Here is a 25,575-nt window from a genome sequence, read left to right as displayed (position 1 = left end):
AGGAAAACAGATGGGCAAGATCCAAGAATTATCTGAACGTCTAGCGAATCAAATCGCTGCCGGTGAAGTCGTGGAACGGCCAGCCTCTGTTGTCAAAGAACTTGTGGAAAATGCAGTGGATGCCGGCAGCACACAGATCGATATCTTCATTGAAGAAGCCGGTCTACGCAAAATCCAGGTGATCGATAATGGCGAGGGGATTGCCGAAGAAGATGTCGTTACGGCCTTCAAGCGCCATGCCACCAGTAAGATCCATAACCGCGATGACTTGTTTCGGATACGGACACTTGGCTTTCGCGGTGAGGCATTGCCAAGTATTGCCTCAGTCTCGATTTTAACAATCGAAACAGCTGTCAAAGATGCTTCCCAAGGCTCATTCCTTCGGTTGAAGGGAGGCACCGTGGAAGAACATATACCAGCGAACTTGCGGCAAGGAACGAAGATCACTGTAGAAAACCTTTTTTATAATACGCCAGCGCGCTTGAAATATGTCAAAACATTGCAGACAGAATTGGCCAATATCGGCGATATCGTGAACCGTATTGCATTGAGTCACCCGGAAGTTGCTTTTCGCTTGGTCCATGAAGGCAATAAAATGCTGACTACTACTGGTAGCGGGGATTTGAAACAAACCATCGCCGGGATCTATGGTGTTGAGACTGCTAAAAAAATGTTAGCTATCAACAGTGAAGATCTTGATTTTAAGCTGACTGGTTATGTCTCGTTGCCTGAAGTGACCCGGGCTAGCCGTAATTATCTATCCACGATCATCAATGGACGATACATTCGGAATTTTGCCTTGAATAAAGCAATCGTTGCTGGATATGGCTCAAAATTGATGGTGGGACGATTCCCGATTGCGGTCCTGGAGATCACGATGGATCCATTATTAGTCGATGTCAATGTTCACCCCACTAAACAAGAAGTACGTTTATCAAAAGAAGAAGAACTGACCAAATTGATCAGTAAATCGATCAATGACAGTTTGCGAGAAGAGAATTTGATTCCGAATGCCGCCGATAATCTTCGTTTTAAGAAAAAAGTGACCACTGAACCTGTGGAACAAACGAAACTGGATCTGGGAACGAGTCCTACGACTTCTTCGGGATTAACTTTCAACCGCGAGACAGGAAAGTTTCAAGTGGCGTCATCAGGTTATCAACAGACTGTGGATAACTTTGTGGAAAACCCTGTGGAGGAAGGTGGAAAACTTCCAGAAAGCGCGGAGCAAAGGGAAAAGGCTCCGGAGTCTTCGGCATATTCTGTGGAAAATCAAGCAGTTTTCGATAGTCTGGAAGAAACACTGCCCAATAAAACGTTGCGAGATCCCTTTGCTGCGACAGTACCTGTGACAGAGATTGTCCAAGAAGTTGATCAACCAGCAGCGTCTGTTCTCGAGGATGCTAGTCAGCAGGACTTGTCGTTAATCGAAGAGCAGGCGCAAGAACGGCTGCATCCTGAACTGCATGCCGGACAGAAAAACTATACGAAATATGTGGATCGTTTGTTAGAAGAAACGCCTGCCAAGCAACGTTTCCCTCATTTAGAATATTTCGGACAGATGCATGGGACGTACCTGTTTGCTCAAAGCGACGAAGGACTTTATATCGTGGACCAGCATGCGGCCCAAGAACGGATCAAATATGAATATTTTCGGGAAAAAATCGGAGAAGTGAGCGACGATTTGCAAGAATTATTGGTACCGATCGTCTTAGATTATCCCAATAATGATGCGATTAAGTTGAAGGAACAAACTGAAAAATTACAAGAAGTTGGGATCCATTTGGAGGAGTTTGGGGCGAACAGCTTTATTGTAAGGGCGCATCCCACTTGGTACCCAGCAGGAGAAGAAGAAAGCATCATTCGAGAAATGATCGACATGCTTTTAGAGACAGGTTCAGTCAGCGTCAAGAAATTCAGGGAAGCAACAGCGATCATGATGAGCTGCAAACGTTCGATCAAAGCCAATCATTATCTAAATGAGGCGCAAGCACGAATCCTGTTGGCGGATCTTGCAAAGTGTGAGAATCCCTTCAATTGTCCTCATGGACGTCCGGTATTGATTCATTTTACCAATAGTGATATGGAGCGAATGTTTAAACGGATCCAAGATCCGCATCGTGCAAGGAGTGGAATGGAATGATTGTCTTAGCTTCTCAATCGCCACGGCGAAAAGAATTATTAGCGGAATTGGTCCCATCTTTTCAGATACAGCCGGCAGATATCGATGAGTCTGTGGTATTTGGAGAGGCACCAGAGGAGTATGTGCAGCGAATGGCGCGGGAAAAGGCAGCAGCTGTCACAGCCTGCTTTCCCACAGATCTTGTGATCGCCAGTGACACTACCGTAGTGGTTGGCCAGGAGATTTTCGGCAAACCTGTTGATGAAGCAGATGCCAGACGGATGTTGCAGAAGATGAGTGGAAAGACTCATTGGGTCCATACTGCGGTCGTTTTACAAAAACAAGAAAAACGACGAGAAAAATTGGTTTCTGCACAAGTCTCCTTTAGTCTGTTGACGGAGCAAATGATTACCGAGTATCTGAAAACTGGGGAATATCAAGATAAAGCCGGGGGCTATGGGATCCAAGGAGCAGCAAAAGTGTTTGTTGAAGCGATCCAAGGGGATTTTTATACGATCGTTGGCTTCCCTGTTAATACGGTTGCCAAGTTATTAAAAGAATTTCCGGAGGAGCTGGAAAAATGAATCTATCCGGCAGGTGTCTTTGTGGTCAAGTTACGATTGAGCTAACGGAGGTTCATCCCCAAGTGACTGCTTGTCATTGCTCAATGTGTCAGAAATTTCATGGTGGTCCTTTTTTAGCGTTGGCCGCTTGTTCCCGTGATCAAATCACATTTACTGGCGAATCCTTGATTCAACGGTATAACTCTTCTAATTGGGCGCAAAGGGGATTTTGCCGCCAGTGTGGCTCTAGCTTATTTTATTATGCACAGGAGACGGCAGAATTCTTCTTTGCCACTGGTTTGTTTCAAGAATTGACAGAAGCAGTTTTCACAGAAGAAATCTATACGAAAGACCAGCCGCTGTTTTATCATTTTGCTGAAAGAACCAGAAGGTGGCCAGAACTGCCCTCTTCTTAAGCAAAGAAGCAAGTTCGTTTACAAACGATTGGAAAAAAGGCAAGATAAGAGAAGAAAGCAGGTGAGAAAAATGTCAGAATCAAAAGAAGATTTGAAAGCGAAATTGTCACCGATCGAATATGCGGTCACACAAGAAAATGCGACCGAACGTCCTTTTACAGGGACTTATGATGATTTTTATGAAAAAGGGATCTATGTGGATATCGTCAGCGGCGAACCGCTATTCGCTTCGACAGATAAGTATGATGCTGGTTGTGGCTGGCCTTCTTTTTCGAAGCCCATCGACCGCAAAGAAATCAAAGAGAAAGCAGATTTCTCTCATGGCATGCACCGTGTCGAAGTCCGCAGTAAAGAAGCAGATTCCCATCTAGGACATGTTTTTTCAGACGGCCCGCAAGACAAAGGCGGGTTGCGCTACTGCATCAATTCCGCAGCCTTGCGATTCGTCCCATTGGAAGAAATGGTTGAGCAAGGATATGGAGAATATACTTCTCTTGTTGAGTAAAGGAGCAAGCTTCGCTTGCTTCTTTTTTTGTCTTTCAGTCTATGCTACAATAAAGGGAACATATGTACAGCTAGATGTATAGAAAGGAACGGTTATGTACGAATATATTATTGGAAAAGTCACGGATATCTTTCCGGCGTATATCGTTGTTGAAACGCACGGTATCGGTTATCAAGTGGCATTCGGCAATCCGTATGCGTTCAGCGGCAAGCTGAATCAAGAAGTGAAGATTTATCTGCATCAAGTAATTAGAGAAGATGCCCATAGTTTATACGGGTTTTCTACATTAGAAGGAAAGCAATTATTTTTAAAACTGATCAGCGTCTCTGGGATCGGTCCTAAAAGTGCATTGGCAATTATGGCGAATGAAGACCATGCGGGATTGATCACAGCTGTCGAAAACGGAGATGTCACTTATTTAACCAAATTCCCAGGTGTTGGCAAAAAAACAGCACAGCAAATGATATTGGACTTAAAAGGAAAAGTCGCAGAATTAGTCGGTGAAGAGCCAACGGCACCAGTCACTGTGGCGAATACCGCGTTGGACGAAGCGATGGCAGCTTTGAAAGCATTAGGCTATAGTGAAAAAGAAATCAAGAAAGCCGAGAAATATTTAGCGCCTAATACGACTAAATCAACAGATGAATACTTACGAGAAGCATTAAAATTGATGATGAAAAAATAAGGAGCGAGTTAGGTGACGGATGAACGGATTGTTTCACCGGAAACGAATGAAACAGAAGAATTGATCGAAAAATCATTGCGTCCGCAGTTTCTCGCGCAATATATCGGTCAAAATAAAGTAAAAGAAGAGTTGTCGATCTACATTCAAGCAGCCAAAAATCGGGAAGAAGCATTGGATCATGTGCTGCTTTACGGACCACCTGGATTAGGAAAGACGACAATGGCGATGGTCATCGCCAATGAAATGGCGGTCAACATCAAGACGACTAGTGGACCTGCTATCGAAAAGCCGGGAGACTTGATTGCGATTTTGAATGAATTGCAGCCGGGGGATGTCTTGTTTATTGATGAGATCCATCGTTTGCCGCGAGTTGCCGAAGAAATGCTCTATTCTGCAATGGAAGATTTCTTCGTGGACATCATGGTTGGCCAAGGAACAACTGCGCATCCGGTCCATTTCCCGTTGCCGCCATTCACCCTAGTAGGAGCTACGACTAGGGCAGGGATGCTTTCTGCACCATTACGGGATCGATTTGGGATCATTTCTCATATGGAATATTATGAAGACCAAGACTTAAAAGAAATCGTCTTACGTTCAGCGGATATTTTTCAGACGGAGATCGTGGAAGAAGGGGCATTTGAGATTGCTCGACGATCTCGAGGAACGCCACGGATCGCTAACCGCTTGCTGAAACGTGTTCGAGACTTCGCGCAAGTGCAAGCGAATGGAATCATTGACCGCCAAATCGCAGATAAAGCTTTGCTGCTTTTGCAAGTCGATCATGCTGGTTTAGATTATGTGGATCAGAAGCTGATTCGAACGATGATCGAGTTGTATGGTGGAGGGCCTGTGGGCCTCAGCACATTATCTGTAAACATCGGCGAAGAAACAGAGACCGTGGAAGATATGTATGAGCCTTACTTGATTCAGAGAGGGTTTTTGAAACGAACACCACGTGGACGGATCGCTACCACACTTGCTTATACCCATTTTGGCTATGAAAATCATTTTGAAGAGCTGTAAAGCTCTTTTTTTTATAGTTTAGTGAAACGTTTTTCTGTCGTTCGTGTTCTAAAATTAGTTGCTTCGAGAAAAGAAACAACGCAAGAAACGGTTGCAAGAGCTGTAGAAAAACAAAAATAAGTGATTTAGTGTAGCGGATAACCTTGTTATTAAAGGGTTTTGTTTGTGAAAAATATCTTTAAAGGACATGTAAGTCATTAAAAATGAGATAATGAAAAATGATAAAACTTTAATGATGTAAAGGCTTGCATTTCTTTCTAGCGCGATTTATAATCAACTCGTAGAAACGTTTCACTAAAAAGAAAAAGATAGGATGAGCGTTGAGACGATAACAGAAAGGGTTTTTGCGTATGAGTAAGCTGAAAGAGATATACCGGCAGCGGCAACTGCATTGGATGGTACTACCAGGCGTGGCATTCATGATCGTATTTAATTATATTCCAATTTATGGAATCATTATTGCTTTTAAGAATTATACGGTCATTGATACGATTTCCTCCGCACCATGGGTAGGGTTAGAGAATTTCCGAATTATTTTACACGACAGTTTTTTCTGGGAAGCAGTTGGGAATACGTTAGCAATCAGTATGATGAAGTTAGGCTTAGGCTTTGCGATTCCAATTATTCTCGCCATTATGATTTTTGAGATGCGGGACGGAAAATTGAAGAAATTTATTCAAACCGTTTCGTATATCCCTCACTTTTTTTCTTGGATTGTCCTAGGCGGTATGATGATTTCATGGCTGTCGACCAATGGGTTTATCAACCAGGTCCCGATGTCTTTAGGAATGATGGATAAAGGTGTCAATCATTTGTTGGATCCTGATAGATATTGGTGGATCGCTGTTTTATCTGACCTTTGGAAAGAAGTAGGATGGGGAACGATTTTATATCTTGCAGGAATGTCTCGTATCGATCCAACTTTTTATGAAGCGGCCAGAATCGATGGCGCCACCAAGTTGACGCAGATTCGGACAATCACATTACCACTTTTGACGCCGATCATTTCATTGAATCTGATCCTAAATGTGAGCGGTATCTTAGGATCTAATTTAGACCAGACATTGGTTTTGATGAATTCACAAAACCAAAACAAATCGGAAGTCATCAACTCATTCGTTTATAAAATGGGTCTGACACAAGGCGATTTCTCATATGCAACAGCGGTTGGCTTGGGAATAGCAATCATTTCTGTCATTCTTCTAGTCATCACCGATCGTGTGACACGCAAATTGAACAATGGCAATTCAGTTATCTTATAGGAGGGGTGACCAAGTGATAAAAAGAAGAACACAAGAGAACAAATGGTTTTATTTCTTTAACACAGTGATCCTCGTTCTGTTTTCGCTGCTGATCATTATTCCAATCTGGAATATCTTAGTCTCATCGGTATCTTCTAGTTCAGGGTTGGCTGAAAACGGTCTCGTTTTATGGCCGCGGGGATTTACTTGGGAGAATTACCGGAAAGTATTTTCCGATGACAGTATCCCACGGGCATTTTTGATCTCTGTACTGAAAACATTGATCGGGGCAGTGACACATACACTGTTTTGTGCCGTTGTGGCATACGGACTCAGTAAATCACGGCTGATCGGCCGGAATATCTACACCACGCTAGGAGTCATTACGATGTACTTCGGCGGGGGGATGATCCCAACCTATTTGCTGATCAAATCGTTAGGGTTACTAGATTCATTTTGGGTCTATATCATTCCAGCGTTATTCAGCTATTATGACGTCGTTATCTTGATGAACTTTTTCCGTGAGATTCCTCCTTCTTTGGAAGAATCGGCGAAAATCGATGGGGCCAGCGAATTTCAAATTTTTTACAAGATTTTCCTACCATTAACGAAACCAGCATTAGCTACCATCATATTGTTCAATGGTGTCGGACAATGGAACGACTTTATGACCACAAAATTGTACATCACCAAAGAATATCTCTATCCGCTGCAAATGAAGATCTATGAAATCATTGTGCAGTCCAACTTAAGCACGATGACCGAAAGCGGTAGTACCGACTTTGTCGTGCAGGCAACGACCCGCGGGGTGCAATTGGCTACTATCGTTATCACGACTGTACCAATTTTGATTATCTATCCATTACTTCAAAAACACTTCATCGGCGGTATGATGGCCGGTGCGGTAAAAGAATAGAAAGAGGGATCAGTATGAAAAAAGTATTAGGCAGTTTATTGGCAGCAACAGCATTACTTAGCTTAGCAGCATGTGGCGGCAGCTCGGATGACGCTAGCAGCTCAGATTTTTCGATCAAAGATCGTTATGAGCTTGATGAGAAAACACCAGCATGGAAACTTGATACCAAAAAAGAACCAACTAAAATCACTTGGTACATCAACTCAGACTGGACGGCATTACCTTTTGGGGAAGATGTTACCACCGCACAGATCAAGAAAGATTTAAATATCGATATCGAATTTATTTCCGGAGACGACTCGAAGTTGAATGCACTTATTTCAAGTGGCGATATGCCAGACATCGTGACATTGATGGACAAAACCAGTCAAGCAGCCACTAAAGCAGATAGCTGGGCTTACTCATTGAATGATCTAGCGAAAAAATATGATCCTTACCTATTGGATGTCGTAACAGAAGATACCTTCAATTGGTTTGCATTAGACGATGGCAAAACATATGGCTATCCAAACTATTCGAATACAGCAGCCGATTATGAAAGCGGCAATATTCCGGTAAATGATAACTTCGTCATTCGTGAAGATGTCTATGAAGCACTTGGCAAACCAGACATTTCTAAACCAGAAAATTTTGTCAAAGTAATGGATCAAATCAAAGAGAAATATCCTGATCTAACACCAATGGGCTTCACGACTGTCGGTGACACAGCAGGTCCTTTCTTAGATAAATTACAAGACTTCTTAGGTGTTCCATTAGAAGATGAATCTGGTAATTACTATGACCGCAACTTAGATGAAGAATATATCAATTGGTTGAAAACATTCAACAAAGTATACCGTGAAGGCAACATCAGTGATGACAGCTTTACAGATGACGGTCCGACCTATGATGAAAAAGTGAAACAAGGGAAATATGCAACGATGCTTGTTGCAGGAACCAGTGGTCAAGGCGGCAACTTTACTGAATTTATGAAGAATTCTGATACTCGCTATATTGCTATTGATGGACCAGCCAGCACATCAGGCCGGAAACCAACATTGAATCAAACCGGTATCTCAGGCTGGTTGATCAACTACATCACAAAAGATGCAGTTGATCCAGCAAAAGTCACTCAACTATTCACTTACTTGATCGATGAACCAGGACAAATCTTGACGAAATTCGGTGTTGAAGGCGTCACTTATGAATACAATGACGAAGGCAAAATCGATTACTTACCTGAAGTAAAAGAAATGGAGAAAACAGATAACGAAGGGTACAACAAGAAATATGGTATCAGTCGCTTCAACTACTTCAACAATGACCGCGTCAATGCATTGAAAGTAGAAACAGAGAGCGCATTAACCCAAATGCAAGAATGGGGCGAAGGAAAACTTTATCCGCACTTTGTTATTGAGAACACAGATCCAGATGCTGGGACTGCAGAAGCTCGTTCCAATAATTCGATCAAAACAAAACTAAATAGCACAGTCATCTCCTTGATTCGTTCAAAAGATGAAAAAACGTTTGATTCAACACTGTCTGATTTTGAAAGTTTCTTAGATTCCAACAATTGGGATGCAATCAAAGAAGTCAAATCTGAAAAAATGGCAGAAAACCGCGAAAAACTTAAATAATCAGTTATAGAAAGGATGAAAAGAGGAAAGCGAGACCCAACGACCTTTCCTCTTTTTGCTTTGAAACACTGCGATTGGCTTGCAAAGCAAGGCAGAGCAGATGTAGAAAAGTACCTACTCGGTGCTTTGAAACACTGCGATTGGCTTGCGGAGCAAGACATGCAAGTTCTTCTTGGCGCCAGCCTAGAAGCAACTGTAGGCGAAGCGCAGCGTAGACGAGCAGATGTAGAAAAGTACCAACAAAAGTATATGTAAAAGGATCTTTTTACTACTTTAGCAAAAGGATAATAAACAAGAGATGAGTAAGAAAACAACAAGAAATCAGTAGGATTGAAACTAGAAAGGGAGCAGGTGAGTGGAGATGAAACAAATTTTCTCTTATGAAGGATGGTACTATCGTGTCTTTTCCTTTGCCGCGGATATGATCCTATTAAGTTTTTTGTTCCTTGTTCCTGCGGTCACGATTGTACTGACAGGACCAGCCTTGATCGCCTTGTATCAAACCATCGATCAACTTTACCAAGAAAAAGATGTTCCAGTTTGGCAACGGTATAGTCGAGCTTTTCTAGCAAATATCAAACGTGGAATCGTACTTGAAGGGATCATCGTGGGGTATGTTGCTGTCACCGCGGCGATCATTTATGGATTGATGGGAATCACCACTTATCTTGGGGTGTTGGCAGTGATACTCAGCAGTTTAGCTGGTTTATTCTTGACGGTGTTTGTCCTACTGTTTTGTTTGTTTTCTTCCACAGTCAAACAAACCGCACACGAAACTGCCTATGCGGTGTTGAGCAGTACCGCAAATGCGATTATCTTGCTAGTGATTCCAGTATTCGTATTTCTATTGCTGAATAAGATCAATTTTTTCTTATTCGTATGTTTAGGTATTTCAGGATTCGCTTATCTGCAAGTACTGTTCTTTCATAAGGTGTGGGCAAAAGAGGGTGACGTCAATGAAATCAATTAGAAATGAACCATCTCAGGAGGAAATCGACCGTTTTTGGCGACAAGTCAAACAAGAAATCAAACAGATTCCATTAGCGTTTGAACGAAAGCAACAACCAGCATTGCTGACAGGAATCGATGTCTATCAGGTCAATTTCCAAAGTTTATACAATGAAACGATTTACGGCTATCTTTTAGTTCCGAAAAATAAGAGCCAACTTCCAATCGTCATCGATTATTTAGGTTATATGAATCACCTACAGGAACCCTTTCAGTTTGCCCACTGGGCATTGATTGATTGTGCCTGCTTGGTGATCGATAATCGCGGGCAAGGCGGCCGTACGAAAGATACACATCCTTATGAAACGACGCAACATGAGGCACCGTTTGGTCGAGGAATTTTAAAAAAAGAAGATTTTTATATGAAACGCATGATTGCAGATAGTCTTCGCCTGCTAGAGGTCGCAGCAGAGCTGCCGGAGATTGATTCTGAACGAGTGATTTTAAGAGGCGGGTCACAAGGCGGCGGGATTGCATTAATTGTCAATGCGCTGGCTGAAACGCCAATCTTTGCGACTTTTGCAGATGTTCCTAGTCACTCGAATATTTCTCACCGCATCGAAAGCAGAACTGGGAGCTATCATGTGATGCAAGAATATATCGATACCTTTCCAGATAGCAAGGAGACCATCTATTACCAAATGGCCTACTATGATTTGAAAAATCTGGCAGCAAAAATCACTGGCCCTGTCTTTGCTTCAGTAGGGAGCCAGGATCCTATCTGCCCAATGACCGATTTTTTTGTCAGTTATCATCGAATCTCAACCCCAAAACAATTAACTGTGTATTTAAACAAAGGGCATGGCGGCGGTGAAGCCAAACAGATTCGAAAAGAAATGCAACAGATCCAAAAATTGTTAAAAAGGATATGAAGAAATGAAAGTGGCAACTTACAATTTACGTGTGGATACGGATTACGATAAAGAGTGGCAATGGTCTTATCGTGCGGACAAAGTATTGGCATTGATCGATTATCATGATTGGGATATTTTGTGCGTACAAGAAGTCCGGCCGACGCAAGTCGCTGATTTAGCAAGATTGACTGATTACGAGTCGGTAACTGCTGAACGAGACGGCGATGGAACAGGAGAAGGTATCGGGATCTATTATAAGCAGACGATGTTTTCTAAAGTAGATTCAGGCTCATTTTGGTTATCTCTGACACCTGATGTGCCAAGTATTCATCCAGAAGCGGAATACTTGCGTCTGTGTTTGTGGACGGTACTAAGAGATAGAAAAGGACATGACTTTCTAGTCATCGATACGCATCTGGACAATATTTCAGAAATCGCCCGTTTTGAAGGGATGAAAGTCATCTTGGAACGGTTAGCGGATAAAATCGCCACTTTACCCGTTTTACTAATGGGGGATCTCAATGCAGAAGCAGTTGAACGCGTCCATGAATCCCTGCAAACGATTTTTGTTAACGCAAAAGAACAAAATGAAAAAAGACATTACGGTCCCAGAGGTTCCTATCAAAATTTTGACTATCAACTCCCATGGAACCAGTTAGAAGAAATTGATTATATTTATACTAAAGGATTTCGAATCATTAAAACCGGGTGTTTGACGGATTCTTGTGACGGACGGTTTCCTTCCGATCATTTCCCGTTGGAAGCAGATCTCCGATTCGATGAACGATAAAGGTGGAACAAAAATGGAAAAGACAAAATTGACGCACTTACTTGAACAAATGACTATCGATGAAAAAATCGATCAATTATTGCAACTGGCTGCTGCGTTTTATTCAGACAAAGCGGAAGAAAAAACCGGACCGATGAGTGATCTGGGACTGACCCAAGAAACCATCAACAACGCTGGAACAACGCTAGGCGTTTCCGGTGCCAAAGAAGCGATCCGAGTACAACAAGAATACATCAAAAACAATCGCCTGCAGATCCCGACGATTCTAATGGCAGATATTATCCATGGGTTTCGAACAATCTTCCCGATTCCATTGGCTCTAGGTAGTTCGTGGGATCTGAATGCTGCGGAACAAATGGCCGAAATTTCAGCTAGAGAAGCCGCTGTGTCTGGGCTCCATGTGACGTTCTCGCCAATGGTGGACTTAGTCCGAGACCCTCGTTGGGGACGAGTGATGGAATCTACCGGAGAAGATCCCTACTTGAACAGTCGACTTGCGGAGGCTTTTGTGAAAGGCTACCAAGGAGAAGATTTGACCAATGATTTTGAACGGGTTGCCGCTTGTGTGAAGCATTTCGCGGCGTATGGCGCAGCAATTGGCGGTCGTGATTACAACACAGTCAATATGTCTGAGCGTCAATTGCGGGAAAGTTACTTACCAGGCTACCAAGCCGCACTAGCAGCTGGGGCAAAATTGGTGATGACTTCCTTTAATACGGTAGATGGGATTCCGGCTACAGCGAATCGCTGGTTGTTCCGTGATGTGTTGCGAAAAGAATTTGGTTTTGATGGCGTAGTGATCTCTGACTGGGGTGCGGTCAAAGAAATCATTGCCCATGGCGCAGCAGAGGATGAGAAACAGGCGGCAGAATTAGCGATCAAAGCAGGCGTCGATATTGAAATGATGACGACTTGCTACAACGATTATTTGAAAGAATTGATCGAAGAAGGCGCTGTTGCGGAAGAGTTATTGGATGAAGCGGTATTGCGGATCTTGACCCTTAAAAATGATCTTGGTCTTTTTGAAAATCCTCATCGTGGGGCAGATGAAGCTGCTGAAGCTAGGGTCGTACTTTCGCAAGAACATCGTACAGCCGCGAGAGAAATCGCTCAAAAATCAATGGTTTTATTGAAGAATGAGAACATCTTACCATTTAAATCAACGGAGACGGTCGCGATCATTGGACCAGCGGCTCACTCTAAAGATATTTTAGGTGCATGGTCATGGCAAGGGAAACAAGAAGAAGCCGTTTCATTGATCGAAGGGAGCAAAGCAGTTTCAGAGAACATTCTTTATGGAAAAGAACCATTCGATTATTTTGCGCCAACAGAAGCAGCGATCAATGAAGCTGTTACATTAGCTAAACAAGCAGATAAAGTGGTTCTCGCACTAGGTGAACAAGACTGGATGAGCGGAGAAGCAGCGAGCCGCAGCGATATTCGCTTGCCTGAAGCGCAGTTAGCATTATTCAAACAATTGCAGGCAGTCAATGAGCAACTCGTTGTGACCTTGTATAATGGTCGTCCATTAGATCTTCAAGGCATTGATGAAGCAAAAGCCATCGTTGAAGCATGGTTCCCTGGAACAGAAGGTGGTCACGCATTAGCAAATCTTTTATGGGGACAATACAATCCAAGCGGCCGTTTGAGTATGTCTTTCCCAGAAACAGTCGGTCAAGTACCTGTTTATTACAATACTGAAACTACCGGTCGTCCTTATGAAAGTGCACCTGATGAAAAATATGTCTCGAAATATTTGGATGTCTCCAACTATGCAAAATATCCTTTTGGTTTCGGTTTGAGCTATCACGAGGCTCAGTATAGTGAGTTAAGTTTAGATAAATCACAACTGTCTGCTGAAGAGACACTGACAGTATCCCTTCAGATCAAGAATAATAGCGACTTTGCTGGTGAAGAAACCGTCCAGTTATATCTGCGAGACCTCGTTGGTGAAGTTGTCCGACCAATCAAAGAATTAAAAGGATTCCAAAAAGTATGGTTAGAACCAGGGGAAACCAAAGAAGTAACTTTTTCAATTACGGAAGATATGTTGCGTTACGTCCACAGCAATCAGGAAACATCCAGTGATGCTGGCACATTCCAAGCCATGGTCGGCAGCAACAGTCGCGATCTGCAGATGGCTACATTCAAATTCGTAAGATAAGGATAGGAAGGTTTATATGACACAATATATTACTCTTGAAAAGAATCAGACACGCCTGAGGTTTTTGAAAACCGGGGATCTGTATGAAATAGATAGCAATGGCATGATGATCAATCAACTAAATGGCAATCCGTTAGACGGCAGTTTGAATCAATTGTATCTGCGAGTCTATACATCAGAAGGGATTCGTTGGACACCGATGGTCGGTTCTAATTCAGCCAGTAAGTTTGGGTATTCCCGACAGCAGTTGTCTTGGTCAGGAGAGTTTTTGGACGTTCATTATCAAGTGGACTTGCAACTGGCAGAAGATTGCTGGTTTTGGCGAATCCAGTTAACGGGTTCTGGAAAAGCAGATATCATTTATGGTCAAGATATAGGCAATGCACTAAAAGGAGCAGTTCAGTCCAATGAAGCGTATGTTTCTCAATATCTGGATCACCACGTGACTCAGGATAACGGAACGATCGTCGTCTCTTCTCGTCAAAATCAACCGCAATCCGGCAAATTTCCATTAGTCGAACAAGGAAGTTTCCAACCCTTGCGGAGTTATTCAACAGATGGGTATCAATTTTTTGGCAGAACATACAAGGTGACTAATTTGCCGCAAGCCTTAGCGCACGAAACATTAGCGAATGAAGTGTATCAATATGAATTTGCCTACATTGCTTTGCAGTCCGAGTCTTATCAGCTATCTGACGAAACAACAGAAGTCATTTTTTATAGTGCTGTCAAGGCAGATCAGCCACAAGCAGTATCCGGTCCGCAATTCGACCGCCCTTCTCTGAAGGAACAGTTTCAAAAATTGACTTTTGAGTCATTGACGACACAGCTACTTCCGGCAAAACAACTCGGAGCAGCATTGACTGGAGAGACCTTGTCAGAAGCAGATATTTCCGCGCTATTTCCAAAACAGGAAGCAATGGAACGAATCGATGGCCAAATGTATTCATTTTTTACCGAAAACTACCGTCACGTTGTGTTGAAGGAAAAAGAAAGTGCCATGGAACGGGCTCATGGGCATATATTGCTGAGTGGCAGTGATCTAGTGGTAGATCAGCCGTTGCTTAGTACGACGGTTTATATGTACGGTATCTTCAATTCGCAGATCGTTCTAGGGAATACGTCAATGAATAAATTATTGAGTAACAGCCGTAATGCGTTGAATGTCATGAAACGATCAGGACAGCGGATCTACTTGAAAGAACAGGATATGTGGCGCTTATTGACGATGCCATCTGCGTTCGAGATGGGGCTGAACTCTGCAACGTGGTATTACAAAACAGCAGATGATTTGATCACGGTCACGACGTATACACTGCTTGACAGCCGTGAGATCCGAACGACGATCCATAGCAAAAAGGCTTATTCATGGGCCATCAGCAACCAGTTTTTGATGGGACCAGATGAAGAAGCACCGACAGCGGTTGTGAAAAAAGAGCAGCAAGTAGTGATCACAAGCGGGACTACGTCACCAGTAAAAGAAGCGTATCCAGAATTAACTTATTATCTGCAGGCGGATCAGCCTTTTGATGTGACAGATGATTCCTTGTTCTTACAAGAAAACAGTGATGGCGCACTAACTGTTCTGACATTTGCGGATCAGTCAGAAGTTACCCTTAAGATTCAAGGAACGTTGACCGGAGATCCTTACCGAGAACAAGAGTCTTCTAAGCAGCAAGAAGAAGCAAAATATGTGACGTTCATTGATTCACTGCTGAATCAATTTGAATTGACCCATGAGCAAGCAGAAGTCCAAACTCTTAATTTGCTCTCTCGGTGGTACACGCACAACATGCTGGTCCATTATTTGTCTCCTCATGGTTTGGAACAGTATGGCGGTGCTGCTTGGGGGACCAGAGATGTCTCACAAGGACCAACAGAATTTTTCTTAGCAGTCAATCGTCCAGAGATCGTTGCGTCGATCATCAAACACCTCTTTGCCAATCAATTTGCCGACGATGGCAATTGGCCACAATGGTTTATGTTTGACCGCTACGAAAAACAAAAAGCCGACGAAAGTCATGGAGATGTGATTGTGTGGCCAATGAAAGTCGTCAGCGATTACTTGGAAAAAACGAAGGACTTCGCGATTTTAGAAACGCAAATACCTTATACAGATCGCGAAACGTTCTTAAAGACAAGTCAAACTGCTTCTCTTTATGATCATTTACAGAAAGAGATTGCATATATCGAAGCGAATTTCTTGGAAGGTACGTATCTTTCATGTTATGGGGATGGGGACTGGGATGATACCCTGCAGCCAAACAATAGCAAATTGAAAAAGCAGATGGCCAGCAGTTGGACAGTTGCATTAACTTATGAAGTGATGAAGAAACTAGCGGCACAGCTGAAAGACTATGATCCAAATTATGCTGATCATTTACAAACCATCGTCAGCGGCATTCGTACAGATTTTGATAAATACATTTTGTCCTCAGGAACCATCCCAGGATTTGTTTATATGGAAGACCCTGAACATGTGGAATTGATGATCCATCCAGAAGACAAAAAGACAGGGATTCAGTACCGATTGTTGCCGATGCAGCAAAGCATGATCGGTGAATTACTTTCTCCGGACGAAGCCGAGCACCATTTAGGCATCATCAAAGAACACTTGCAACATCCAGATGGCGTTCGCTTGATGAATCGTCCAGCGGCTTATCATGGTGGGGTCAGTACGAATTTCAAACGTGCAGAGCAAGCAGCGAACTTTGGTCGGGAAATCGGGTTGCAATATGTTCATGCCCACATCCGTTTTACTGAAGCAATGGCCAAATTGGGACAAAAAGAAGAAACTTGGCATGCTTTAGGGGTCATCAATCCTATTCAGTTGCAAGAACGCGTGCCAAATGCAGAACTGCGACAAGCCAATGTCTATTTCAGCAGCTCTGACGGCGATTTCAAAACAAGGCTTGAAGCCCAAGAGAATTTTGGTAAACTTAGAGATGGAAGCGTCGGTGTAAAAGGCGGTTGGCGCGTGTACTCAAGCGGACCAGGTATCTATTTGAATCAATTGATCAGCAATGTCTTGGGCATTCGCGAAATGGCAGATGATTTGTTCCTTGATCCTGTCTTGCCAACTGAGTTATCTGACTTAACGATGACCTACCGGGTCTTTGATCAACCGGTTAAGATCCATTTTCACGAAGCGTCAAAAGAACAGGTATTGATAAATGGCCAACCGGTAGACTATACACTAGCAAAAAACAGCTATCGAAAAGGGGCCTTTTGTTTAGACAAATCAGCAGTACTGCCGCTGTTCAATAAGGAAATAAATCATATCGATATTTATCGATAGAAAGGAGGAGCCATGGTAGGGATCAAAGATATTGCTAAAAAAGCCGGTGTGTCTATTTCCACTGTATCCTATGCTTTGAACGGCAGCCCTAAAGTGACGGAGGAGACGCGCGCCCGTATCCAAGCGATTGCTCGTGACTTGAATTATGTTCCGAACATGGCTGCTCGTACACTGAAGCGCAGACAAACGAACATCATTGGCGTATACCTCGCAGACTACGCGGGGAGTTTCTATGGAGAGTTGCTAGACGGGATTAAAAAAAGTCTCGAGACTTTTGGTTACGAAATGATTGTTTGCAGCGGCAAAAAATCCCATTTGTTTATACCAGAGCGTATGATCGATGGAGCCATCATTTTAGATTGGACTTTTCCTTCAGAGGAAATTGAGCGGTATGCTCAGCGGGGACATCAAATCGTTGTACTAGATCGGATCCTCGATCATGAAAATATCCATCAAGTCCTTTTGGATAATAAAGGCGGTGCGGCACTGGCTATTGATAAATTGATTTCAGGTGGCAGCCAACATGTATTTTTACTTGCTGGTCCTGAAAAAAGTTATGATAGTCAAGAACGGTTAGAAGCCAGTATCAAAGAGCTTACCCGATTTGGCATTTCCTATGATGTAATAGCTGGTGATTTTACTGAACCCTCAGGGTATCGGGGAGCAGAAGAAATTTTAGCAAAAAATCCGCTAAGACCAATCGATATCTTTGCCTTAAACGATGAAATGGCCATCGGGGTTTATAAGTATGTACGTAAAACAGACTTAAAAATCGGAGAAGATATCCGCATCATTGGTTTTGACAATACAGAATTAGGGGCGTTTATACAGCCGCGGTTGTCGACAATTTCTTACTCGAAGCATCGTTGGGGAATGATTGCTTCAGAGAAAATCGTCAAATCGATTCAAGGAGAGCAAGTAGAGGACGAGCATATCTATACAACATTTATTGATGGACGTTCTTTTCCAAATAATTGAAAATGAAGCACCAAACAGAGGACTGTTTGGTGCTTTTTTTGCGCACGGAAATAAAAATACATACTGTTAAATTAGATTAATAGTTATTTTATTTTTTATGATTGTATTATTTTTCTAATGTTGTTTAGAAAAAATTATAAAATTTTTTTCGGTTATTATACTTTGAGTTATTTTATTTTAGAAAATACAGTGAATTATTATTCGTTATAACATTATTAATTCTATGAAATATAAATAATGTTAGCGATTTCTAAATAGGGGCATCAAGTACAAATAATTCGGATAATAGATTAATTTTTCAGTGGTAAAGATTGCTTTATTATGTGATTTTTATAATCTTATTCTAATTATATCTCTTGAACTCTTACGATTTTTTAGTATGCTAGGTGAAATTAACTCTAAATTTATCCTTTCCAAGCATTTCAAGTAAATGTCAAACAAACTGCCTGACAAGGCCAAAAATGAGAAGAAACAAGCGGTTAGGATGTCAATTTATAATCATAATTTTGGAATGGATGAAAAAAAAATTATAATCCTTTTTTTATTTGGATATAGACTATGGATAGCATAATGCGTGTATTGCGCAATATTTTACTCATTTTCACTCAGTCAGGAGGGATAAAGTGAATCGTTTTTTAACCAATTTTCTTGTTTTTCTATTAGTATCTTCTCCTTGTTTTTCATACACAGAGGTAGTTGCACATGCAGAAAGTATCGCGCAAAAAAGTGAAACAACGGATGCTTTAAACGAGTTAGAAAAGCTTAGCGATATAGATAATAAGGAAAGTAACACGAGTAACAAAGAAAGTAGCAGTGAAAGCAGTGAAGGTACCGCAAGTCAGGATAACGAAACAAACGAAACATCTGAAGCGACTGAAACAGCAGAATCGGATGAATCGCCACCACATTCAGCATCTGAATCTCATTCCCAAGAATCTGTTACTAGTTCTTCACAAGAGTCAGAAAAACTGACGATAACCTTCAAAAGTGCTGAAGGGCGTTTGTTGGAAACAGGAGAAACAAGCCTTCAAATCAGCAAGAAAAAAGGGGAACGTCTTACAGCAACGGACATTCCTTCCTTTAAAAATCCGGCATCCTTTGAAGGCTGGCAGCTAGAAGGAAAAATTTATAGTAATGAAGCATTGCAAAACGTGGACCTAGATCATGATCAGATCCTGCAAGCAGTTTTTAAACAGGGCGTGAGTGTCCGGTCTAGCGGTTCCTTAGTAGACCTGTCCATCAAAGATATTATTGCAAGTGCAGATCCTTCACGACTTGTTGCCGTTCCAAGTCCTGCAGGCGATGGGGAAACTTACGCTGAGTATGCAAATAGTGTCGATGGCTTTCGGCAAGCCTTGTTTGATATGTATCAAAATGGCAATGGCGGTGAGTTTGCTTTGTATGTCGGATCAGGGGGTACCTTGACTTTACCGGCTGATCTGACAGCCAAAACAATACCAAGCACAGTAGACAGTAGCAATATCACGTTTTATGCATTACAAGGGAAAGTTAGTCGCTTGATATTAACTGGTCATGCTAACGATCCCATCACAGATGCGACAACATTGGCTTCAGGCAGTCGACGGGTTGATTTCTCAACGAATAATTATTTTGGCTCGGATATCGTGTTTCGCAATATCGACTATAGGGGATCGACGATTTACATGAACGGGCACAGTCTTTTCCTCAATGGGGGTGCCGTTGGAAATGGCTTTACGATATATGGTGGCACAAACAGTGGGGATCTGGAAGGCAATCCGACGATCCATGTGAATAACACGGGTTCAGGTACTTGGAATATTTATGGGGGCAACCAAAGCGGCGGAACGTTGAAGGGGAATGTAACGATCAACGTAAACAATACCGTCTCTGGGATAAGTACCATTGCAGGGGGAGCCAATGTTGGAACGATCGATGGCAATACAAAAGTAGCGATCAAGCAATTGAATGGCACATTGACAAACTATTATGGCGGTGGTGTTGGATCAAGTGCTACAAATGCAGCCAATGTGACTGGGAATGTTGAAACGACGATTGCTACAGAAAATGCCAATTTTCGGTTGGGAACGTTTGTCGGAGGGGTTCAGTATGGAACGATCGACGGTAGAATCAACAGCACTGTTTCCGGTAGTGGAGGCTGGACTGGGACAGCCAATCGTTTTATCGGCGGTTCCTATTATGGAAATATTGGCTCGGAACCTGCTAAAGATGCCATCGTAACGAATCTTGATTCGAGTCTCTATTCTACAGGCCGGGCAACTTTTGAAGGTGGTAATCGATACTCTGGCACAATCAATGGAAACATCGTAAATACGGTCAAAGCGGGTCCTAGCGCCAGTGTCGGTGGGATCGGTGATTTCAATGGCGGCGGCGGGAACAATGTCAGCACGCTCTCACAAAGTTCGATGGGAGCTTCGAATACAACGACTTACGACAATTATACTCCCGCACAACGGGCTCAATTAGCAGAAGCGGGAGCAAGTTTCAAAGTATACGGCAATATTACCTCCCATCTGGTCAGCGGTTCTTTTTCAAATGGTGCAACATATACTACAGCTGCAGGTCGCGGCGGTTATATTGATGGGAATACCACGATTGAAGTGGGGTCGATTACAGCAGATGGCAGTCCAGGTGGAGACGGTATTGCTTATAAAGGATCAAAACCGACCAACCTTGCTTATTCCACAACAACCAAAAATCGAGGGGAACTATCTGGCTGGGATATTGTCGGGGGTGGCGGCTATCCAGGAACTGCCTGGGACATCTATATCAAAGGGAATACTAAAACAATTCTAAATAATACGGTTGCTCGCTGGACCTATGGCGGCTCTTTCTCTGGAGTTATTGAAGGAAATGCATCGAATACATTGAACTCAGGGATCGTAGACACCCTTGAAGGTACTGGCTATACCGGTAGAAGAGTCTATGGTAATGGTGAAACGACGGTCAATAACGGACAAGTGGATTGGTTCTTGTCTGGCGGCGGTTGGGACGATCTTCTGATCGGTGGCGATGTAGCAGTAACGGTTTACGATGGAGTGATCAACGCCTCAATGGGAGCATCCTATGGTGTTGCCAGTTCTCATACGATCAACGGAAATTCGAATAATCGGATTTTCGGCGGGAACTTTTCTGGTACCCCACGAACTGGCTCTAATGGTTTTTCTGGTGGTGTGACTAACAATGGCAGACTGTTGGGAAATGCAAGTTTAACATTGGATTTAAGAAATTATGACGGTGAGTTTAAGCTGCCTAGCGGGACCAATATTTCAGGTGGAAATCCATTCAACAGTACAAATATTGTCGGAACAGATACATCCAATACGATTACGCTGAACATCTATACAAAACCAGGATCGGATGTCTTGAACGGTGCCACGATTTATGGGGATGGCGGCCGAACTGCTAGCAATACGAGAAGCGGCAAGATCATGATGAACATTCAAGCGGAAGATTCCAGTATTGGTAATTTATATACCACCTATTACTCGAATATTTCCTCTAATCAGATTTTGCGCGATGTAGAGATGCGTATTCAAGGGGCGAAAAGTATCAATGGGATCTCTGGCGGAAATGCAACGGACAATTTCACCAATGCAATCGTTGCTAACAGCACCAATCAAGTCAAAATGAATTTTGGCGAGAATGTAGATGGAACCAATGCTTACCAAGATGAGCCCATATCTATGACAGGATTAGGTCTCGTGAATTTTACCGAATTAACTGTGACTAACGGATTGACATTGATGGCTACCGGTGGGGATATCAAAAATGGGCGCTCAGCTACAGCGGCCAACCATAGTACGACTTATCACCAGTTTGGGACGATCCAGCTGTCGAAAAATGCCGGTATTGGAATTTCTTCAGCAAACAACATGATTTCAGGCAGTAAGTTAACCATCGAAGATGAGGCAACCATTGAATCTCCTCCGGGTACTGGTCGGATCAACCTTTCCGATTTTGAAGTGCCAGATTCAAAAAAAGATCATTTGACTTGGATCAAAAATACGGAGAATGATGCTGCAGCACGAGTAAAAAGTCAGGGCACTTGGTTTGGAGAAGTCACAAGCTACCAAGTATTGACTATCAATCCAGTTGCAAACAATGCGACGCCGATCACGCCAATCACTTTTAGCGGCATCGAAAAAGCGACTGGTAAAACATTCATTGGGGACAATGATGTGACGGGGGTCAATGGCTACGGAATTGCGATTCCTGGTTCAGTGATCGACTATGAAGTCGAAATGCCCGGTATCGCTGATGGGCAAGGTTCAATTACTCATGACGTGACAGACGTTAAAGAAAATAATGCGCCACTTGTGATTCAAGCATGGGGAACAGATATTGCTGGCATCCAGGTTCAAAAAGGGCGGCTGCTTATTCCATATACTGGGTCAAATTTACCGACACTGACCTTTACACCAGAAACCCAGAATACAGGTTCTTGGTTTTATGCTGGACAGATCCAGTCAAGCAAAGTTACTAGTGCGACAGAAACAATCCCAGAACAATCGTCTTCAGATCCAGTCGATTGGCAGATTCCCGATGGTGAATACAGCTATCAAGTGAAGGTTTCTTACTCGAATCAAGCTGAACTTCGTGCTCAGAACGCAATCATTACAGAACAAGAAGCTGAGAACCTCACTAAAGAAGATGCACTGGACTATTTGCAGGCACAAGGACGCCCATTCTTTACAGATAGTCTGACGGAAGAAGCAATAGCAGAGATTCAAAAACCATTGGGGTCAGCAACTTCTCGCAAGCATCTTGTTTCATTCAAAGCAGGAGCAGCAAATCAATCATCTGTAGAACAAGCAGTCAATCTGGTAGTCGTGAAAAATGAGAGTGCCTTGGCAAGCAATCGGCAATTCGCTGTCTTTGCCAAAGATAGCCGCTTGACTTTAGGGGAAGCAACGGCTATCACGAATCAAGCTGATTTAGCAGCATATACGGAAGCCGCAATGATTTTTGCTGATGGTCGAGACGAGCAGTTGCCGCAAGTTGCACCAGAAGCACTCGAATCGATCCAGCAAACAAGCGAAGAAGAGCTGTTAAAAAATGTCACAACTACGTATCATTTCACCGAAAATGGGCAAACAGCTGAAAAAACAGTGAATGTGGCGATCGCTGGTGAGTTGACCTTGAGCAGTGTACCGACAACTATCGATTTTGGGGCACAAAAAATCACTACCACCACTCAAACGTATTGGCCTGACATTCAAGGAGATTTGATTGTCAAAGATACACGAGGATCTGAACGAAGTCCTTGGCGGCTCACTGTGAAAGAACAGCAGAGCTTGAGTAATGGGACAGATCATTTAGAAAATACGTTGTTCTTTGTAAAAAATGGGGAAGAGCAATTACTAACAAATGGGGAAATTATCGTTGAAGAGACGGAATTGACAGAAAACGGCGACTATCATGTGAATCAAGATTGGGGAGAAACAGCGAATAAAGGTCTTAAATTAGTTGTTCCGGTAGAAAAGCAAAAAATAGGCGAATATAGCGGAACATTATCTTGGCAACTAGTATCTGCCCCTGGAAATCCATAAATGGCAGGAGAGGAAAGATGAAAAAAATCATTATTGGAAGTATGCTCGGCTGGTTATTCTTGTTTTCTGCAACTACCTTAGCTGCTGAGATAGGCGCATATGACAGCAATGGAGTAACGTCATTTTATGGCGTTTATGAGTATCCGGCAGAAAATCCAGAACCACCGGTAAAAGTACCGGGAAATCAACAATTCGACCATCGAGGGAATCAAATCTTGCCAGCAACAGGTTCTGATTATTACAGTACCATGCAACTCACAGGGGGAGCTTGTTTGTTGGCAGCACTAGTTATTTTATCAAAAAGGAGCATACGAAATGAAAAAGATTTTATTAACAGCGGGTATCGTCCTCATTAGTTCAGCATTCTTGCAGACTACTGCAGTTGCAGCAGAGTATACATCAAATGGAGCAATCACTTTTGAAGCGGATAATGATCCTACTAAACCAGTGGATCCTACCGATCCTGAAAAACCGGTTGACCCGGTCGATCCAACAGACCCAGATGGGCCAAATCTAGGGACAGCCGGTCCATTGTCAATTGATTTTGCCTCCAGTTTCCAATTTGGTAATCAAAAGATCACATCAGAAACAATGGATTACTACGCAAAGCTACAAGAATTCACTTCAGGTTCAGCAGGACCGAATTATGTGCAAGTCACAGATAAACGGGGGACTCAAGAAGGCTGGTCTCTTAGCGTCATACAGAACGGTCAATTTAAGACAGCACAGAATGAAGTGCTAGAAGGTGCTTCATTGTCAATTTCTTACGGAACAGCGATTTCCGTGACAGATATGCACTACGCACCAACTGTGGTGGAGAACCATACATTTGTCCCTGATAGTGAAATGAACTTGGTGAATGCTCCAGTAGGCAAGGGGATGGGGACTTGGATCTATCGGTTTGGTGCTGATGCATCAGAAGGAGCGAAAGCTGTAAAATTAAACGTTCCTGGTCGTTCCGTGAAGTTAGCCAAAGAATATCGAACAACGTTGACTTGGAACCTCAAAAATGTACCAGGGACTGAATAAGAAGGAGTAGAAAAATGAAAAAAAGAGCATTCGTAGGAGTGGGAATTGCTTTAGGCATTACTGTGGGGGCAGTGAATGTGTCCGCAGCAGAAACAGCGGCTTATCGGTCAAATGGGGCGGTTGATTTTATCCCCAATACCGATCCTACAAATCCCGTCAATCCGGAAAATCCTGATCCAGAAAAGCCAGTGAATCCTGTCGACCCAACGGATCCAGATGGGCCGAATCCAGGAACAAACGGGCCATTATCGATCGATTATGCGTCAAGTTTGGATTTTGGGGTCAATAAAATCTCGAATAAAAATGAAACTTATTACGCTCGAGCACAAACATACTTGAACGATGATGGGACGGCAGCAATGTTGAAAACAGCAAATTATGTACAAGTCACAGATAATCGGGGAAATAATGCTGGCTGGCGTCTGACTGTAAAACAAAATGGTCAATTCAAAAATGAGAACACATTAAATCAAGAATTAACAGGTTCAGTCATTAAATTAACGGAACCTGCTGTAAAATCCAATGCGCTAGGGGTGACTGCACCGGTTCCAACGGAGACGATCACATTAGATGCGAGCGGTTCTGAAGCAATCGTGATGACAGCCGCTGCTCAATCTGGTGCGGGAACTTGGGTCAACGCTTGGGGAGCTGTCGAAACAGTGAGAGAAAATGACAGCAATGGTCAAGAAGTTGAATCAGCGATCACTAAAGCGATCTCATTAACCGTACCTGGCAACACGCCAAAAGATGCGGTCAGCTATGAAACAACGCTGACTTGGACATTATCAGATACACCAGGAAATGAAGTATAAGAA

The 25,575-nt window shown here is 42.9% G+C and carries 20 protein-coding genes; all 20 read left to right on the top strand.

Annotated elements, in window-relative coordinates; genetic code table 11:
• The first annotated feature begins 10 nt into the window (after positions 1-10).
• The 20 genes from mutL to FE005_RS02715 all read left to right on the top strand — a co-directional run bounded on the left by mutL (position 11) and on the right by FE005_RS02715 (position 25,572).
• Positions 11-2,143, top strand: coding sequence for a DNA mismatch repair endonuclease MutL (gene mutL / locus FE005_RS02810; RefSeq protein ID WP_138371296.1), 2,133 nt, complete (start codon positions 11-13; stop codon positions 2,141-2,143).
• Complete coding sequence (locus FE005_RS02805) at positions 2,140-2,706, top strand: nucleoside triphosphate pyrophosphatase (RefSeq protein WP_096710885.1); 567 nt, start codon at positions 2,140-2,142, stop codon at positions 2,704-2,706. Before mutL ends, FE005_RS02805 begins: the two co-directional genes overlap by 4 nt.
• Entirely contained in the window at positions 2,703-3,101 is a 399-nt protein-coding gene (locus FE005_RS02800; RefSeq protein ID WP_113849110.1) for a GFA family protein, read from the top strand. The genes FE005_RS02805 and FE005_RS02800 overlap by 4 nt, the downstream gene beginning before the upstream one ends.
• A gap of 70 nt (positions 3,102-3,171) precedes the next feature.
• Positions 3,172-3,606, top strand: a complete 435-nt coding sequence (gene msrB / locus FE005_RS02795; RefSeq protein WP_060813252.1) for a peptide-methionine (R)-S-oxide reductase MsrB — start codon at positions 3,172-3,174, stop codon at positions 3,604-3,606.
• A 94-nt stretch (positions 3,607-3,700) separates the two neighbouring features.
• Positions 3,701-4,291 (top strand): Holliday junction branch migration protein RuvA, encoded by a 591-nt coding sequence (gene ruvA, locus FE005_RS02790; protein WP_003128096.1) that lies wholly within the window; start codon positions 3,701-3,703, stop codon positions 4,289-4,291.
• A gap of 12 nt (positions 4,292-4,303) precedes the next feature.
• Positions 4,304-5,314 carry a Holliday junction branch migration DNA helicase RuvB gene (gene ruvB, locus FE005_RS02785; protein WP_003128097.1) on the top strand — a complete coding sequence of 337 codons (1,011 nt, stop codon included), beginning with the start codon at positions 4,304-4,306 and terminating at the stop codon, positions 5,312-5,314.
• Positions 5,315-5,664: 350 nt separating this feature from the next.
• Positions 5,665-6,576, top strand: a complete 912-nt coding sequence (locus tag FE005_RS02780; protein ID WP_138371295.1) for a sugar ABC transporter permease — start codon at positions 5,665-5,667, stop codon at positions 6,574-6,576.
• A gap of 13 nt (positions 6,577-6,589) precedes the next feature.
• Complete coding sequence (locus FE005_RS02775; protein WP_021150594.1) at positions 6,590-7,471, top strand: carbohydrate ABC transporter permease; 882 nt, start codon at positions 6,590-6,592, stop codon at positions 7,469-7,471.
• 14 nt (positions 7,472-7,485) lie between these two features.
• Positions 7,486-9,087 carry a sugar ABC transporter substrate-binding protein gene (locus tag FE005_RS02770; protein WP_138371294.1) on the top strand — a complete coding sequence of 534 codons (1,602 nt, stop codon included), beginning with the start codon at positions 7,486-7,488 and terminating at the stop codon, positions 9,085-9,087.
• Between the two features lie 15 nt (positions 9,088-9,102).
• Complete coding sequence (locus tag FE005_RS02765; protein WP_138371293.1) at positions 9,103-9,342, top strand: hypothetical protein; 240 nt, start codon at positions 9,103-9,105, stop codon at positions 9,340-9,342.
• 106 nt (positions 9,343-9,448) lie between these two features.
• Entirely contained in the window at positions 9,449-10,057 is a 609-nt protein-coding gene (locus FE005_RS02760) for a hypothetical protein (RefSeq protein ID WP_060813249.1), read from the top strand.
• A complete protein-coding gene (locus FE005_RS02755; RefSeq protein WP_005470078.1) occupies positions 10,044-10,967 on the top strand; it encodes an acetylxylan esterase in 924 nt (307 codons plus the stop codon). Before FE005_RS02760 ends, FE005_RS02755 begins: the two co-directional genes overlap by 14 nt.
• A gap of 4 nt (positions 10,968-10,971) precedes the next feature.
• Entirely contained in the window at positions 10,972-11,739 is a 768-nt protein-coding gene (locus FE005_RS02750; RefSeq protein ID WP_138371292.1) for an endonuclease/exonuclease/phosphatase family protein, read from the top strand.
• Between the two features lie 13 nt (positions 11,740-11,752).
• Positions 11,753-13,903, top strand: coding sequence for a glycoside hydrolase family 3 N-terminal domain-containing protein (locus tag FE005_RS02745; protein WP_029486280.1), 2,151 nt, complete (start codon positions 11,753-11,755; stop codon positions 13,901-13,903).
• Between the two features lie 16 nt (positions 13,904-13,919).
• Complete coding sequence (locus FE005_RS02740) at positions 13,920-17,201, top strand: cellobiose phosphorylase (protein ID WP_138371291.1); 3,282 nt, start codon at positions 13,920-13,922, stop codon at positions 17,199-17,201.
• Positions 17,202-17,213: 12 nt separating this feature from the next.
• Positions 17,214-18,179, top strand: coding sequence for a LacI family DNA-binding transcriptional regulator (locus tag FE005_RS02735; RefSeq protein ID WP_003128108.1), 966 nt, complete (start codon positions 17,214-17,216; stop codon positions 18,177-18,179).
• Between the two features lie 623 nt (positions 18,180-18,802).
• Entirely contained in the window at positions 18,803-23,731 is a 4,929-nt protein-coding gene (locus tag FE005_RS02730) for a hypothetical protein (protein WP_138371290.1), read from the top strand.
• Between the two features lie 17 nt (positions 23,732-23,748).
• Positions 23,749-24,087, top strand: coding sequence for an LPXTG cell wall anchor domain-containing protein (locus FE005_RS02725; RefSeq protein WP_138371289.1), 339 nt, complete (start codon positions 23,749-23,751; stop codon positions 24,085-24,087).
• Positions 24,047-24,760, top strand: a complete 714-nt coding sequence (locus tag FE005_RS02720; RefSeq protein WP_060813241.1) for a WxL domain-containing protein — start codon at positions 24,047-24,049, stop codon at positions 24,758-24,760. The genes FE005_RS02725 and FE005_RS02720 overlap by 41 nt, the downstream gene beginning before the upstream one ends.
• Before the next feature lie 14 nt (positions 24,761-24,774).
• Positions 24,775-25,572 (top strand): WxL domain-containing protein, encoded by a 798-nt coding sequence (locus FE005_RS02715; RefSeq protein WP_138371288.1) that lies wholly within the window; start codon positions 24,775-24,777, stop codon positions 25,570-25,572.
• Positions 25,573-25,575: the final 3 nt, after the last annotated feature.

This window comes from Enterococcus sp. M190262, from assembly GCF_005843965.1.
Lineage (GTDB): Bacteria > Bacillota > Bacilli > Lactobacillales > Enterococcaceae > Enterococcus_D > Enterococcus_D gallinarum.
The sequence above is the reverse complement of the archived record's forward strand: the minus strand, read 5'-3'. Positions and strand labels throughout refer to the sequence as shown.

Coding starts and splice junctions, on each gene's coding strand:
- mutL (WP_138371296.1), top strand. CDS start 11: ATGGGCAAGATCCAAGAATTATCTGAACGTCTAGCGAATCAAATCGCT.
- FE005_RS02805 (WP_096710885.1), top strand. CDS start 2,140: ATGATTGTCTTAGCTTCTCAATCGCCACGGCGAAAAGAATTATTAGCG.
- FE005_RS02800 (WP_113849110.1), top strand. CDS start 2,703: ATGAATCTATCCGGCAGGTGTCTTTGTGGTCAAGTTACGATTGAGCTA.
- msrB (WP_060813252.1), top strand. CDS start 3,172: ATGTCAGAATCAAAAGAAGATTTGAAAGCGAAATTGTCACCGATCGAA.
- ruvA (WP_003128096.1), top strand. CDS start 3,701: ATGTACGAATATATTATTGGAAAAGTCACGGATATCTTTCCGGCGTAT.
- FE005_RS02780 (WP_138371295.1), top strand. CDS start 5,665: ATGAGTAAGCTGAAAGAGATATACCGGCAGCGGCAACTGCATTGGATG.
- FE005_RS02770 (WP_138371294.1), top strand. CDS start 7,486: ATGAAAAAAGTATTAGGCAGTTTATTGGCAGCAACAGCATTACTTAGC.
- FE005_RS02765 (WP_138371293.1), top strand. CDS start 9,103: ATGAAAAGAGGAAAGCGAGACCCAACGACCTTTCCTCTTTTTGCTTTG.
- FE005_RS02760 (WP_060813249.1), top strand. CDS start 9,449: ATGAAACAAATTTTCTCTTATGAAGGATGGTACTATCGTGTCTTTTCC.
- FE005_RS02755 (WP_005470078.1), top strand. CDS start 10,044: ATGAAATCAATTAGAAATGAACCATCTCAGGAGGAAATCGACCGTTTT.
- FE005_RS02750 (WP_138371292.1), top strand. CDS start 10,972: ATGAAAGTGGCAACTTACAATTTACGTGTGGATACGGATTACGATAAA.
- FE005_RS02745 (WP_029486280.1), top strand. CDS start 11,753: ATGGAAAAGACAAAATTGACGCACTTACTTGAACAAATGACTATCGAT.
- FE005_RS02740 (WP_138371291.1), top strand. CDS start 13,920: ATGACACAATATATTACTCTTGAAAAGAATCAGACACGCCTGAGGTTT.
- FE005_RS02735 (WP_003128108.1), top strand. CDS start 17,214: ATGGTAGGGATCAAAGATATTGCTAAAAAAGCCGGTGTGTCTATTTCC.
- FE005_RS02725 (WP_138371289.1), top strand. CDS start 23,749: ATGAAAAAAATCATTATTGGAAGTATGCTCGGCTGGTTATTCTTGTTT.
- FE005_RS02720 (WP_060813241.1), top strand. CDS start 24,047: ATGAAAAAGATTTTATTAACAGCGGGTATCGTCCTCATTAGTTCAGCA.
- FE005_RS02715 (WP_138371288.1), top strand. CDS start 24,775: ATGAAAAAAAGAGCATTCGTAGGAGTGGGAATTGCTTTAGGCATTACT.